We start from the raw sequence: 13,603 nt of genomic DNA on the forward strand, positions 1-13,603 counted from the left end.
TCTTCGGGTGCCCAGCAAGGGGGCACGGCGATTGGCGCTCGCCCGCCGTCTTTATCCCCCAGCCTATGCTTCCGAGCCGTCCGCCCGCCACATAGGACTCTCCGTGTCGGGACGGTCGGGCGTCCCTGTGGAGACAAAGGAGTTGATAATACGGGCCACCCGCTCCACCACCGAGACTCCGTCCTCCATCGTCTCGTTGCCGGAGGTCAGGACGACCACCGCGTATTCGGCATCACCGGTGCGCACAAAGCCCATGCTCCCGACATTCCAGGACAGCTCGTCATCCTGCAGCCATCCGTTCTTGAGAGCAATTTCCGCTCCGCGGTCAGATGCTCCGGCGCTGATCCCCCAGCTTTGCCCGGATTCCACATTCTCCATGAGTTCGACGGCGAACTCCTGCAGCCCGGGGTCGATCCAGTCCACGCCCTCGAGAAGCGCGCGTGCAATCCTGAGCTGGTCTTCGACTCCGGTGCTGTTGACCCCCCACATTTCGGAGGCATCGGTCTGCGCGACACCGAGCAGTTCGTAGGTTTGAGCCAGTTCCGGTGCTCCCCCGACGGCTTCATAAAGCGCCGTGGTGGCATCATTGTCGCTGTACTCGATCATCATCACGGCCTGGTATTCCTCTTCCAGCGTCAGGTCCCGCTGTTCCTGCGTGGCAACACGCAGCAGCGTCAGCAGGATGGGCACCTTGACGAGACTCGCTTCCAGATAGCTGCCGCCGGGGTTGTAATGCCAGGCCCGTCCGGAAGACTTCTCATAAATAGCCGCCGAGAACTCCGTATTGGCCTCTAGCCCGGCTGGATCCCCAGACGAGTTAACCTCATCTGCACAGGCATCCAGTGCGCCGGTGAGCATGTCTGCTTCATCCGCCGGAAGCGGGGCGGCGGAGGACGATTCCTGCGCAGCACCTGTTGCGGCACCATCCGTGGTCACCATGCCGCAGCCGGCAGCGGTGAGCGGGAGCAGCAGCGCCACAACGGTCGCCACCGTACGCCGGAACGTCATACGCATGCGGGTACCTCCTCTTCCTGGGTGCACACTTTTGTCCTTCCATCCCAGAAATAGCAACGGAGACTGTTCAAAAGCTGAGAGTCCGTGTACAAGGACCGCGCGTGCCGCCCAGCCTGGCGCGCGCCGCAGGCGGGCCTTGGCGCGCCATCAAGCGGAACAGCCGGCCGGGCGCGGTCAGTGGCGGCTTCGAACGCCGTTCACGCAAAGCAAAACCCGCCGTCCTTCCGGGCGGCGGGTTCATGGTTTGCTTCTTCTGTGGGTCCTACCGGGATCGAACCGATGACATCCACGGTGTAAACGTGGCGCTCTACCAGCTGAGCTAAAGACCCTTTGTGACCGTTATGCCTCTCAGGTTTTCCTGATCAGCGCCGCATCACGAGGAATTACTCTACCGGACGTTTGCGGATAATGCCTAATCAGCTCACTGCGCCTGGTGATTCGCCGTCACGGACCCTGATTTGGGCCGCCCGCGTCCCGGGACAAATCCGGCAGTTCGGCTGCAAGATATTCAAGTGCCGTCGACACGCCCGCGTCTATCTTCAGGTCTGCCAAGTCATCCCCGCGGGTGGGGCCGCGGTTGATGATAACCACCGGTTTTCCCGTCTTATGCGCGTGTTTGACGAACCGCAGGCCGCTCATCACGGTCAGGGACGATCCGGCAACCAGGAGGGCGTCGGCAGCATTGAGCATGGCAAAGGCTGCGGCTACGCGGTCCCGGGGCACGTTTTCACCAAAATAGACGAAATCCGGTTTCAGCATTCCGCCGCAAACAGGACAGTCAGCCACGACAAAGTCTTCGGTGTCCGCGACGTCCGCATCGGCGTCGGGGGCAATGTCACCGTCCAGCCGGGTGCGCTCGAGAAAACCCGGGTTCAGTTCTTCCAGCAGCCGGGAGATGGTCTGACGGGAATACCTGGTTCCGCACTCCAGGCACATAACGCGGTCAAAGCGGCCGTGCAGGTCCACGGCCAGCGCACTGCCCGCGTCCGTGTGCAACCGGTCCACGTTTTGGGTGATCAATCCGGTGGTGAGTCCCCTGCGTTCCAAACGCGCGACGGCGGCGTGGCCGGCATTGGGCGCCGCCTGGCGCAGATGGTGCCACCCCACGTGGTTTCGGGCCCAGTAACGGCGGCGCAGGTCCGGGTCCCCGACAAACTCCTGATAGGTCATCGGGTTCCGGGGCGGTGCCTCCGGCCCCCGATAGTCGGGAATGCCGGAATCGGTGCTCAGTCCCGCCCCGGTAAGGATGGCCAGCCGGCGACCGGCCAGCAACTCAACGGCACGGCGGAGCTGACGCTCTTCCTCGGGGGTGGGCGGCGGAGCGGACGGTGCGGGGTCGGAGCGGACAAAGCCGGTAAGTCCCAGCCCCGGTCTGGAGCCGCCGGAACGGTCGCTGCCGGCAGGTGTGTTGGTCACGGAGAAGCCAGCTCCCGAACGGCATCGCGGTACGCCTGCAGCGGGCGGGGTGTTCCGGCGCCGGAGCGCACTACGCTTCGCACCAGACCCTGTTCATCGATGAGGAAGGAGGCCCGCAGCGGACGGCCGAGTTCGACGTCGAACGCCTCGTAGGCGCCGGCCACGCGGCCGTGGGGCCAAAAATCCGCCAGCAGGTCAAAGGAGTAACCGCGGGCCTGAGAATAGGCACGCAGGGCATATTTCGAGTCGCAGGAGACCGCCAGTATGCGGATCCCGTCGCGGGCGAATTCCTCCCGGACCGTCTCAAGCTCATCAAGTTCCCCGGAGCACACGCCTGAAAACGCGAAGGGGAAGAAAACAACAAGGACCGGCTGACCTTGAAGCGCAGACAAACGGACAGGCTCCCCAAACTGGTTGGGGAGCTCAAAGTCCGGAGCCGGATACCGCCCGTCAGCTGCCGGTGACGGTGTCAGCTCCAAGGCGGCTACTTCTTGCGTCGGGCAACCAGGCGGGTGGCAGCCCAGTCATCGCTTACTGCGGGCGATGTGGTGACGTGCAGGCCGGCCGTTGGTGCCGCTTCTTCGATGTCTGCGGGAGGAACGTACCCGTCCCGTCCGGACTTGGGCGTCAGGACCCAGACAACTCCGCCGTCGTCGAGCGTTGTGATGGAGTCCACCAGCGCATCCACGAGGTCTCCGTCGTCGGCACGCCACCAGAGGATAACCCCGTCTACGACTTCATGGTCCTCTTCGGTGAGGAGCTCACTCCCGACCAAGTCCTCGAGTCCGTCGCGGAGGTCGAAATCGACGTCCTCGTCGTAGCCGAATTCCTGAATCAGGTCTTGGTCTTTGAAACCCAATCTTCCCGCCACGCTGTTTTCCGTGACGGCTTCGGCCTCGCTCACTTCACTCCTCCTGGTTGACTGCATAAATACAAGGGAATCACATATTTGGACGAGATGCGGTGTCTTGGACACAAGCCAACACCTTTTGGGCAGAACCTTCAAGGTTCCGCGGCATGCACCGGAGGGTTATCACATGTACCCGCAGGTGGGACAGCGGGACCGCGTGCACGGGCGTTGGTTGACCCGCCCGCCGCCGGAAGCGAACAGGCTACGCAAGACGCGCCCTCCGGGACTAGAGTGGACGGAAGAGGCTCCGGAGGCAACCAGCATCCGCATAGCCGCCGTGATCGTCCGGATTGAAACCGGATCCCCACAGTCGTAATTGGTGCAGACACAATCTGCACCCGAGAGAGGTTTGCCGTGGCCGCAGAAGACACAACGGACATCCTGAGCGGGTTAACCAACCAGCTTCCGGACCGTGACCCCGAGGAAACCGCGGAATGGATTGAATCGCTTGACGAACTAATCCGTTCGCAGGGCACCGAACGCGCCCAGTACATCATGCGTTCACTGCTCCAGCGCGCTGGTTCCCAGAGCGTAGGCGTGCCGATGGTAACCACCACCGACTACGTCAACACCATTCCCGTCGACCAGGAACCAGAGTTCCCGGGCGACGAGGAAATCGAACGCCGCTACCGCGCCTGGCTGCGCTGGAATGCCGCCATTATGGTGCACCGTGCCCAGCGCCCGGGCATCGGCGTCGGCGGACATATTTCCACCTACGCCGGAGCGGCCACCCTTTACGAAGTGGGCATGAACCACTTCTTCCGGGGCAAGGACCATCCGGGCGGCGGAGACCAGATTTATTTCCAGGGTCACGCCTCCCCCGGCATGTACGCCCGCGCGTTCCTTGAAGGCCGGCTGTCCGAAGAAGACATGGACGGTTTCCGCCAGGAGAAGTCCCGTGAGGGACACGCCCTGTCCTCATACCCGCACCCGCGCTCCATGCCTGATTTCTGGGAATTCCCCACCGTGTCCATGGGTATCGGTCCGATGAACGCCATTTACCAGGCGCAGTCCAACCGCTACCTGCAGAACCGCGGCCTCAAGGACACCTCTGACCAGCACGTCTGGGCCTTCCTCGGCGACGGCGAAATGGACGAGCCGGAATCGCGCGGACTGCTGCAGCTTGCCGCCAATGACAAGCTGGACAACCTGACGTTCGTGGTCAACTGCAACCTGCAGCGCCTGGACGGTCCGGTCCGCGGCAACGGCAAGATCATGCAGGAACTTGAGGCCTTCTTCCGCGGCGCCGGCTGGAACGTCATCAAGGTTGTCTGGGGCCGCGAGTGGGACTCGCTGCTGGAGAAGGACAAAGACGGCACGCTGGTGGACATCATGAACTCCACCCCCGACGGCGACTACCAGACGTACAAGGCTGAGAACGGCGGGTTTGTCCGCGACCACTTCTTCGGCAAGAGCCCGGCAACCAAGGAATTGGTTGCTAATCTCACGGACGAGGAAATCTGGCAGCTCAAGCGCGGCGGCCACGATTACCGCAAGGTCTACGCCGCCTACAAGGCAGCCATGGAATTCAAGGGCAAGCCGACAGTCATCCTGGCCCACACGGTCAAGGGCTACGGCCTGGGCACGCACTTCGAGGGCCGCAATGCGACCCACCAGATGAAGAAGCTGACCCTGGATGACCTGAAGGCCTTCCGGGATCACCTGCGCATCCCGATCAGCGACGAGCAGCTCGAAGCCGATCCCTACCAGCCGCCGTACTACAACCCGGGACCTGACGCTCCGGAGATCAAGTACATGCTGGAACGCCGGCGCGAGCTGGGCGGCAATGTTCCCGAGCGTCGGGTTAAGCACGAGCCGCTGCACCTGCCGGACGAGAAGGCCTACGAAGTGGCCAACCGCGGCTCCGGCAAGCAGCTGGCCGCCACCACCATGGCGTTCGTGCGGCTGCTCAAGGACCTGATGCGGGATAAGGAATTCGGCAAGCGGATTGTGCCGATCATTCCGGATGAGGCCCGTACCTTCGGCATGGACTCGTTCTTCCCCACGGCAAAGATCTACAACCCCAAGGGTCAGAATTACCTTTCTGTAGACCGGGATCTCGTCCTGGCCTACAAGGAGTCCCCGCAGGGCCAGATCGTGCATGTGGGCATCAACGAGGCCGGTTCCATTGCTGCGTTCACCGCCGCCGGAACGTCCTACGCCACTCACGGCGAACCGCTGATTCCGGTGTACGTGTTCTACTCGATGTTTGGGTTCCAGCGCACGGGAGACTACATCTGGGCGGCCACCGACCAGATGGCCCGCGGTTTCATGATTTCCGCGACTGCAGGCCGCACCACCCTGACCGGTGAAGGCCTGCAGCATGCTGACGGACACTCTCCGATCCTGGCCTCCACCAACCCCGCGGTGAAGACCTACGACCCGGCATATGGGTACGAGATTGGGCACATTGTCCGCCACGGCCTCGAGCAGATGTACGGCCCGGATTCCGAGGATCCGAACGTCATCTACAACCTCATGGTCTACAACGAGCCGATCCAGCAGCCCAAGGCTCCGGAGGACCTGGACGTGGAAGGCATCATCAAGGGCATCTACCTCCTTGCTCCGGCAAAGGTTGACGGCCCCCGGGCCCAGCTGCTCGCGTCCGGCGTTGCCGTCCCGTGGGCTCTTGAAGCTCAGAAGATCCTCGCTGAGGATTGGGGCGTATCTGCCGATGTTTGGTCCGTGACCTCATGGAATGAACTGCGCCGCGACGGCCTGGCCGCCGAGGAAGAAGCATTCCTGAATCCCGACGCCGAACCCCGGGTGCCGTTTGTGACCCAGCAGCTCGCCGGTGCCACCGGACCAATTGTTGCTTCCACGGATTACATGAAGGCTGTCCCGGACCAGATCCGCCAGTTTGTGCCCAACGAGTTTGCAACCCTTGGCGCTGATGATTTCGGCTTTGCCGACACCCGCGCTGCGGCACGGCGGTACTTCAAGATCGATTCGCACTCCATGGTCGTTCGGACCCTGGAAATGCTCGCCCGCCGCGGCGAGGTGGACGCCAGTGCGCCCGCTGAAGCGATCAAGAAGTACGACCTGCTCAACGTGAACGCTGGCACCTCCGGCAACGCCGGCGGCGACGCCTAGCACTGATGTTGTCCTGATCAGATGTTGTCTTGATCAGATGTCCTCCTGACCTGGGGGCAGGAAAAGAACCGTCGCAACTGCGGCGGTTCTTTTCTTTTGCCTGTAACCCACAGGCCGTCACCGGCTTGGATCCGACTGGTTGGGTGCGTCGCTTTAGAAGGGTGGCGGATCGTGGCCGTAGTCGACCGGCAGGGTGTCCGCGGCCGACCCGGCATAAGGCTGCCCGGGCGGAGCGGGTTTCTTGGCTTCCCCTCTGGGTCCCGCGCTACCCGCGCTCAGTCCTGTGCTGAGTCCTGTGGCCAGGGTGAGGTGCGGATCGGTCCGGTAGGTCCGACCGCCCGGTGACGTCCACTCAATAATCCCGGGACTGTGTTGTCGTGCCTTCCAAAAACCCCGGGACTTGAACATGTGATGCCGCCGGCACAAGTGCTCCAGGTTGTCGTGATCGGTGGCCCCGCCGTGGGACCACGGTTTGGTGTGGTCGATCTCGGCGATGACGGCGTTGGTCCGGCACCCCGGGAACCGGCAGGTTCCGTCCCGGGCCCGCAGCCAGCGCTGCAGCCCGCCAGGGACTTTCCGCCGCCGCCCGACCCGCAGAATCTCCTCAGTGTCCGGGTGCCGTTCCACCGGAGTCCAGTGCGCCGCCTGCCGGGCCAGACGACGGGCAGTTTCCGGGCTGATCGGCCCGTATCCGTGCAGTTCGGCAGGCTGTTCATCAGCATCGAACAGGGTCTCGGCAGTGATCAGGACCAAGATCTCCGTGCGGCCCCGGGCACGGGACTTGGCGCCCTTGTTGTTGCTGCCATTGGCAGCCGAGCCGGAGTGGTTGTCCAGGCGATCATCAGCGAGGCCCTCGTCGATGTCCGTGCCGGGCTCAGCTGTGCCGGAAGCCTGGCTTCTGGTCCTGCCGTCCGCCTTCCCAGCTTCATTCCCCTCGGCATCCCCACCGGCATCCCCACCGTCATCCCCAACCGCATCCCCGCCCTCGAGCAGGTCAGCCAGAATATCCGCCCGCAACTCATCCACCCGCCGCGGATCCCCGGCAGCCTGCTCACCCCGCGCCGCCGTCGTCAACTGCGTATAAACCAGCTGCGCCCTCGCTGCCGGCAATAACGCCGACAGCCACGACATGCCGTCCTCATCCGGCACCAAACACACCCGCCGGCGTTCAAAAGCACTCTTATGCCGGACCGGGATGGTCTCCGGATACCGGCCCTCCCGCAGCCTTCTGGCCTTCACCCGGAACTGTGACGAGGTCTGCCCCGCAGCAGCGGCCTCCAGCAGGGAAGCCTCGAAGCCGGCCAGTTCGGGCTCGGGGACGTTTTGGGATTGGTCCAGCACCGTCTGCACATGCCCGTAACCCAGGCTCCCGTCCTCCAGCCGGGCCAGGGTTGCGGTGTGCGTGGTGCACAACCGTCCCGCCTCACTCATCAGCATCTTCGCGGTGTTAGTGGGAAGGTGCAGGATGGCTGCGGCTTCCTCCGCCGCCAGGCTAAAGGTCAGGGCCGGATCCTCCCGGCCGATGTCTTCGAGCAGGTCGTCCCGGAAGAGGGTTTCCATCCGGTGCAGCACTTTGGCCTGCTGGGCCTGCGCCCACTGCACCAAAGCATCCAACCGGGACAACACCACTGAGGACTCGTCCTGGGTCAGGGACTCCGCACCCTGCAGGACCAACGAACCGGTCAGACCCTCAAGGCTCTGAACAGCTACACGATTCGCGGTACCGGACTGAACAACCCCGGATTGAGCGGTACCGGATTGAACGGCACAGGATTGAACGGCACCGGGCGCGGCATCAAAGACCGACCGGCTGGACACAGCATGCCGTTTGGCGCCATCGGCCAGCCCAGCAGCCTGCCCGGCACCGGATGCTTCACCGGTGCCGCCGCGTTGAAAAGATCCGTTCTGATCCATGTCTTCAGGCTTTCACCTGCCACCGACATTTCCGTCCCGAAAACAGCCCCAAACAGACCAATAACAGGACTATTCAGCACTACCAGATACCCGTCTTTTCCAGACGACTACTTACGCCAGGTGTCTGCTTACCTGCACAGGTTCTGCGCACCGTAGATCACCTTCGAGTTCGGATAACGGGACGTCCTCAGATCCCTGTCTTGGACACCAGATCAATGTGTGCCTGCATGGCGCGCGCCGCCGCCGCGGGATCAGACGATTGGATGGCGTCTGCAATGGCTCGGTGGGACTGCAAGGACTGCTCCGGGCGTCCCGGCTGCCCGAGCGATGCCAGCCGGGTCTCCCGGACCAATTCCGAAATGAACGTCATCATGGACGCCAGGATGGAGGAATGGGCAGCAGCGGCCACGGCTTGGTGAAACTGCTCGTCCCCGGCAGTTCCCCGGCTGCCGTCGGCAATCTCCGCAGCCATGGATTCCAGCGCCAGGTCGATGGACGCGAGGTCCTCAGTTGTGCGGCGCTCAGCCGCAAGTTCGGCAAGCTTCACTTCCAAGGTGCTGCGGGCTTCGACGATTTCCGGCATCCGGTCGCGGTGCTCGCGCAGTTCGCGCAGCACCGATGCAACACTCGGCCGATACACCAGCACCGCACCGGTTCCGTGCTGCACGTCAATCACTCCCAGGACTTCAAGAGCGACCAGCGACTGCGCCAGCGTGGCCCGGGAAACCCCCATGCGCTCCGCCAGATCCCGCTCCGCCGGCAGCAAGTCCCCCGGCCCCAGGCCGGCTGAAGCAATATAACCCAGAAGCTGTTCCACCAGCCGCTCATACAAACGGGGCCTGGAAACACGAATAAATCCGTTGCCCTCACCATTGCCAGACATGGCGTCCTCTTTCTACGTCCACCGGGCATCCCCGCGGCTGAGACGAACTATAGCGGGGATTGACAAAGAGACCCAGTGTCTAAGAGGCTAGTCCAGTGATGTGGCCTGCATCACTTTTAGGTTAGGCCGGCAGCCCGGGGGCAGTGCCGGCTCCTTCGACCAAGGGAACATAGATGTCCGCTCCGCTGCTTTCCATCCTGATACTGGTGGCCATGTTCCTTTTGGCAACAGTGCTGCCTCTGAACATGGGGGCGCTTGCCTTCGTTGGCGCCTTCCTTCTGGGCTTTGTCTTCCTCGATATGAGCACCGACGAAATTCTCGCCAATTTCCCCGGCGCGCTCTTCCTGACCATCGTCGGCGTGACATACCTCTTCGCAATAGCTCAAAACAACGGAACCATTGACCTACTGGTCCGGGGCGCTGTGAAGCTTGTCGGAAACCGGGTGGCGCTCATTCCCTGGATCATGTTTGCCATCACCGCCATCATCACCGCCGTCGGCGCACTCTCTCCCGCCGCCGTCGCCATCGTGGCCCCGATTGCTCTGGGCTTTGCCGCCAAACACAAGATCAATCCGCTGATGATGGGCATGATGGTGATCCACGGTGCGCAGGCCGGCGGATTCTCGCCGATTGCCGTCTACGGAGTCACGGTCAACGGCATCATCGGTGAAACCGATTTGGATTCCAGCCCCTTGGCCGTATTCCTGGCCAGCCTGCTCTTCAACACCTTTATTGCCCTGATCCTGTTCTTCGTCCTGGGCGGCAGCAAACTTCGCAGCGGCAAGGTGGGCGGTTTCGTGGAGGAAGTTGCCCAGGCACGTATGAACCTCAGCACCGCGGGCCGCACCGACGTCGCGTTCAAGGGATTCGGCTCCGACATCTATGGTCCGCGCGACCCTGCCGGAGACGGTCTTACCGCCACAAAATCCCGCACCGAACTGTTTCCGCAGATTGTGACGATCGCCGGTTTGGTCGCCCTGGCCGTCATCGCCCTCGGATTCAAGGTTGATGTTGGCTTTGTCTCCATCACCATCGCCGTGATCCTGGCGTTGGTTTCCCCGCAGGCACAGAAGGGCGCCATCAACAAGATCAGCTGGACCACGGTCCTGCTGATTTGCGGCATGCTCACCTTTGTCGGTGTGCTCCAGGAAGCAGGCACCGTTGAGTACGTGTCCGACGGCGTCGTCGGACTTGGTATGCCCCTGCTGGCTGCGCTGCTCATCTGCTACATCGGCGCCGTTGTCTCTGCCTTCGCTTCCTCCACCGCCATCCTCGCGGCCCTGATTCCGCTGGCCGTTCCCTTCCTCGCTTCCGGCGAGATCGGCGCCGTTGGACTCATCTGTGCACTGGCCGTTTCATCCACGATCGTTGACGTTTCACCGTTCTCCACAAACGGTGCGCTGGTCCTCGCGAATGCTCCCGAGGGCATGGACAAGGACCGTTTCTACAAGCAGATCCTCAGCTACAGCGGAATCGTTGTTGTCGCCGGACCACTGGTGGCCTGGCTGGTCATGGTGGTTCCCGGCTGGCTCTAGCCCCCGGCCTGCCTGGCTCCGCATCCCCGCTACAGAAAGAGACTTCCATGAGCTCCACATCCACTTCCCGCGGCCCGCTGGACGGCTACCTCGTTGTTGACCTGAGCCGCGCCTTGGCTGGCCCCCACGCCGGCATGATGCTTGCGGACCTCGGCGCCCGCGTGATCAAAGTCGAGACCCCCGGCACGGGTGATGACACCCGCAGCTGGGGACCGCCGTTCGTTGGCCCGGAAGATGACCAGCAGGCCACCTACTTCCTTTCGTGCAACCGGAACAAGGAATCCATCAGTCTGGACCTTAAGTCCGACGACGGCGTGGCCGTGCTGCGGGACCTCGTCCGCCGGGCCGACGTTCTAGTGGAGAATTTCCGGCCCGGGGTGCTGGACCGGCTCGGCTTCTCCCCGGCGCAGCTGCATGAGCTCAATCCCCGGCTGGTGATCCTGTCCATCAGCGGTTTTGGGCACGACGGCCCCGAGGCCACCCGCAGCGGTTACGACCAGATTGTTCAGGGAGAAGCCGGTCTCATGTCCCTGACAGGTTCAGGCCCGGAGGACCCTCAGCGTGTGGGGGTGCCGATCGCTGATCTGCTGTCCGGGATGTACGGGGCCTTCGGCCTGCTGGCTGCGCTGCTGGAACGCGAGCGCACCGGCAAGGGACAGGTGGTCCGTACATCGCTGCTTGCCGCCGTCGTCGGCGTTCATGCTTTTCAGGGCACCCGGCACACCGTTGCCGGCGAAGTCCCGGCTGCACAGGGGAACCACCACCCCTCTATTGCGCCCTACGGCCTGTTCTCTTGCCGCGGCGGCAAGGTCCAGATCAGTGTTGGCAGCGAGAAGCTGTGGGAAACGTTCGCGGCCACGTTCGGCATCGACACCTCCCGTCCCGAATTTGCCGGCAATGCGCAGCGGGTGCGCAACCGCCCTGCGGTCATTGAGGCCGTCGAAGAAGCGTTTGCCGAATTTGATGCTGAACCGCTGCTGGAGAAGCTGCGGGCCGCGGGCATTCCGGCCGGCAAGGTGCGGACGCTGGACGAAGTCTACGAATGGGAACAGGTGCATTCGCAGGGCCTCGTGGTCGACGTCGAACATCCCGTCCTGGGCAAGGTTGCCCTGCCGGGACCGCCGTTGCGTTTCTTTGACGCTGAGGAAGGTACCGAAACCACCAACCGCAGCCACGCGGCGCCGCCCCTGCTGGACCAGCACGGAAGCGAGATCCGGAACTGGCTGGCCGGGGACTCCGGACAGGCCGGAGTTCAGGGACCGGGCGCATGAGTGTCCAAACACGGCCCCGGCGTCTTAATGCCCGCGGCCTGCTGGATCTCGTGGTTGATCCCGGAACGTACGTCTCTTGGGACACCCCTGTGACCTACACCGAGCACAACAAGGCCTATGAAGCAGATCTCGCCGCTGCCAGGGAAAAAACGGGGGAAGACGAGTCCGTACTGACCGGAGAGGGGCTCGTGCACGGACGGCGGGTGGCTTTGGTTGTTTGTGAATTTGGTTTCCTCGGCGGATCCATTGGCGTTGCCGCGGCAGATCGCCTGACCGATGCCGTGGAACGCGCCACCCGGGAAGGACTGCCGCTGCTGGCTGGTCCGGCGTCCGGCGGTACCCGGATGCAAGAGGGCACTCTGGCTTTCCTCTCCATGGTGAAAATCACTGCAGCTGTCCGCCGGCACAAGGAAGCGGGACTGCCCTACCTTGTGTACCTGCGTCATCCCACCACCGGCGGCGTCATGGCTTCCTGGGGTTCGCTGGGGCACATCACCGTCGCCGAGCCGGGTGCACTGCTGGGATTCCTCGGCCCGCGGGTTTACGAATCCCTGTATGGAGAGCCGTTTCCGGAAGGTGTTCAGACGGCGGAAAACCTGCAGGCCCGAGGCCTGGTGGATGCGGTGCTTCCACCCGAGGAACTCGCCGGCACCATCCACCGTGCCCTGTCCATGCTGTTGCCGGGACCCGTTGACCCCCTGCCGGAGCCGGCATCCCTGAGCGCGTCCCCCGCAGAGGTGCCGGCCTGGGAATCCATCACCATCTCCCGCAACCGGCAGCGGCCTGGAGTGCGCCAGCTGCTGCACTTTGCAGCCGCCGACGTCCTGCCGCTGAACGGAACCGGCCAGGGCGAAAAGGATCCGGGGCTGCTGCTGGCCCTGGCCCGTTTTGGCCAGACTTCCTGTGTGGTGCTGGGCCAGGACCGCCAGCGCGGTTCCAAGCAGCCGGCGCTGGGACCGGCGTCCCTGCGGGAGGCGCGCCGGGGCATGCGTCTGGCCGAAGAGCTGAACCTTCCCCTGTTGACGGTTATCGACACCGGCGGAGCCGCCCTTTCCAAGGAAGCCGAGGAGGGCGGGCTCGCCGGGGAAATCGCCCGCTGCCTGAATGACCTGGTCGGATTGAACTGTCCCACCGTGTCTGTGCTGCTTGGACAGGGCGCCGGAGGCGGAGCGTTGGCGCTGCTGCCCGCAGACCGCACGGTGGCCGCACAGCACGCGTGGCTGTCCTCTCTCCCGCCGGAGGGGGCGAGCGCCATTGTCTACCGTGATACTGAACACGGGGCACAAATGGCGCAGGAACAGGGTGTGACGGTCTCCGCCCTGGCGGCTCACGGCATCGTGGACCACGTCGTTCCGGAGGAACCCGACGCCGCCGCCGAAGCACCCGCTTTCTGCCGGAGGATGGGCCAGGCCGTGGAATACGAGCTTGCATCTCTGCGGACGGTGCCGTCCGCAGTGCGGTTTGAGCAGCGCACGGCCCGGTTCCGCAGGCTCGGTTCGGCAGGATGATGCAGGGCCACCACATACCCCGAGTTGTAGCCTTCGCACAAAATGGTGCTTGTTCGGCG

General features: G+C 63.6%; 10 protein-coding genes and 1 tRNA gene. 4 read left to right on the forward strand and 7 right to left on the reverse strand.

All coding sequences use genetic code 11. The annotated features are described in order from the left end of the window. Positions 1-63 precede the first annotated feature (63 nt). From CXR03_RS11885 to CXR03_RS11905, 5 genes are all read right to left on the reverse strand, one after another. Positions 64-1,014, reverse strand: a complete 951-nt coding sequence (locus tag CXR03_RS11885; RefSeq protein ID WP_104103926.1) for a serine hydrolase — start codon at positions 1,012-1,014, stop codon at positions 64-66. Between the two features lie 256 nt (positions 1,015-1,270). Beyond that, positions 1,271-1,343 (reverse strand) — tRNA-Val (locus CXR03_RS11890). Between the two features lie 115 nt (positions 1,344-1,458). After that, positions 1,459-2,430, reverse strand: coding sequence for an NAD-dependent protein deacetylase (locus CXR03_RS11895; protein WP_104103927.1), 972 nt, complete (start codon positions 2,428-2,430; stop codon positions 1,459-1,461). Continuing rightward, positions 2,427-2,909 (reverse strand): redoxin domain-containing protein, encoded by a 483-nt coding sequence (locus tag CXR03_RS11900; RefSeq protein ID WP_104103928.1) that lies wholly within the window; start codon positions 2,907-2,909, stop codon positions 2,427-2,429. Before CXR03_RS11900 ends, CXR03_RS11895 begins: the two co-directional genes overlap by 4 nt. 5 nt (positions 2,910-2,914) lie before the next feature. Then, on the reverse strand, positions 2,915-3,334 hold the full coding sequence (locus tag CXR03_RS11905; protein ID WP_104053870.1) for a DUF3052 domain-containing protein: 420 nt from the start codon (positions 3,332-3,334) through the stop codon (positions 2,915-2,917). Positions 3,335-3,694: 360 nt separating this feature from the next. Here CXR03_RS11905 and aceE point away from each other — a divergent pair, with 360 nt between their 5' ends. Then, positions 3,695-6,433, forward strand: a complete 2,739-nt coding sequence (gene aceE, locus CXR03_RS11910) for a pyruvate dehydrogenase (acetyl-transferring), homodimeric type (protein ID WP_104103929.1) — start codon at positions 3,695-3,697, stop codon at positions 6,431-6,433. A 153-nt stretch (positions 6,434-6,586) separates the two neighbouring features. Here the strand turns inward: aceE and CXR03_RS11915 are convergent, their stop codons facing one another. After that, positions 6,587-8,347 carry an HNH endonuclease signature motif containing protein gene (locus CXR03_RS11915; RefSeq protein WP_104103930.1) on the reverse strand — a complete coding sequence of 587 codons (1,761 nt, stop codon included), beginning with the start codon at positions 8,345-8,347 and terminating at the stop codon, positions 6,587-6,589. A gap of 187 nt (positions 8,348-8,534) precedes the next feature. Then, on the reverse strand, positions 8,535-9,230 hold the full coding sequence (locus tag CXR03_RS11920) for a FadR/GntR family transcriptional regulator (RefSeq protein WP_104103931.1): 696 nt from the start codon (positions 9,228-9,230) through the stop codon (positions 8,535-8,537). 173 nt (positions 9,231-9,403) lie between these two features. Here CXR03_RS11920 and CXR03_RS11925 point away from each other — a divergent pair, with 173 nt between their 5' ends. Genes CXR03_RS11925 through CXR03_RS11935 form a run of 3 tightly spaced genes read left to right on the forward strand, consistent with a single transcriptional unit; the run spans position 9,404 to position 13,544 of the window. Then, positions 9,404-10,765, forward strand: a complete 1,362-nt coding sequence (locus tag CXR03_RS11925) for an SLC13 family permease (RefSeq protein WP_104103932.1) — start codon at positions 9,404-9,406, stop codon at positions 10,763-10,765. 47 nt (positions 10,766-10,812) lie between these two features. Then, the gene (locus CXR03_RS11930; protein WP_104103933.1) at positions 10,813-12,036 is read left to right on the forward strand and encodes a CaiB/BaiF CoA-transferase family protein; all 1,224 of its coding nucleotides are present in this window, start codon (positions 10,813-10,815) and stop codon (positions 12,034-12,036) included. Continuing rightward, positions 12,033-13,544, forward strand: a complete 1,512-nt coding sequence (locus CXR03_RS11935; RefSeq protein ID WP_104103934.1) for a carboxyl transferase domain-containing protein — start codon at positions 12,033-12,035, stop codon at positions 13,542-13,544. Before CXR03_RS11930 ends, CXR03_RS11935 begins: the two co-directional genes overlap by 4 nt. Positions 13,545-13,603: the final 59 nt, after the last annotated feature.

Source organism: Arthrobacter sp. 08Y14 (genome assembly GCF_002929455.1).
Lineage (GTDB): Bacteria > Actinomycetota > Actinomycetes > Actinomycetales > Micrococcaceae > Arthrobacter_B > Arthrobacter_B sunyaminii.

Bases quoted from the DNA above. Each gene is read 5' to 3' on its own strand.
- CXR03_RS11885 (WP_104103926.1), bottom strand. From the start codon at position 1,014: ATGCGTATGACGTTCCGGCGTACGGTGGCGACCGTTGTGGCGCTGCTG.
- CXR03_RS11915 (WP_104103930.1), bottom strand. From the start codon at position 8,347: ATGGATCAGAACGGATCTTTTCAACGCGGCGGCACCGGTGAAGCATCC.
- CXR03_RS11920 (WP_104103931.1), bottom strand. From the start codon at position 9,230: ATGTCTGGCAATGGTGAGGGCAACGGATTTATTCGTGTTTCCAGGCCC.
- CXR03_RS11925 (WP_104103932.1), top strand. From the start codon at position 9,404: ATGTCCGCTCCGCTGCTTTCCATCCTGATACTGGTGGCCATGTTCCTT.
- CXR03_RS11930 (WP_104103933.1), top strand. From the start codon at position 10,813: ATGAGCTCCACATCCACTTCCCGCGGCCCGCTGGACGGCTACCTCGTT.
- CXR03_RS11935 (WP_104103934.1), top strand. From the start codon at position 12,033: ATGAGTGTCCAAACACGGCCCCGGCGTCTTAATGCCCGCGGCCTGCTG.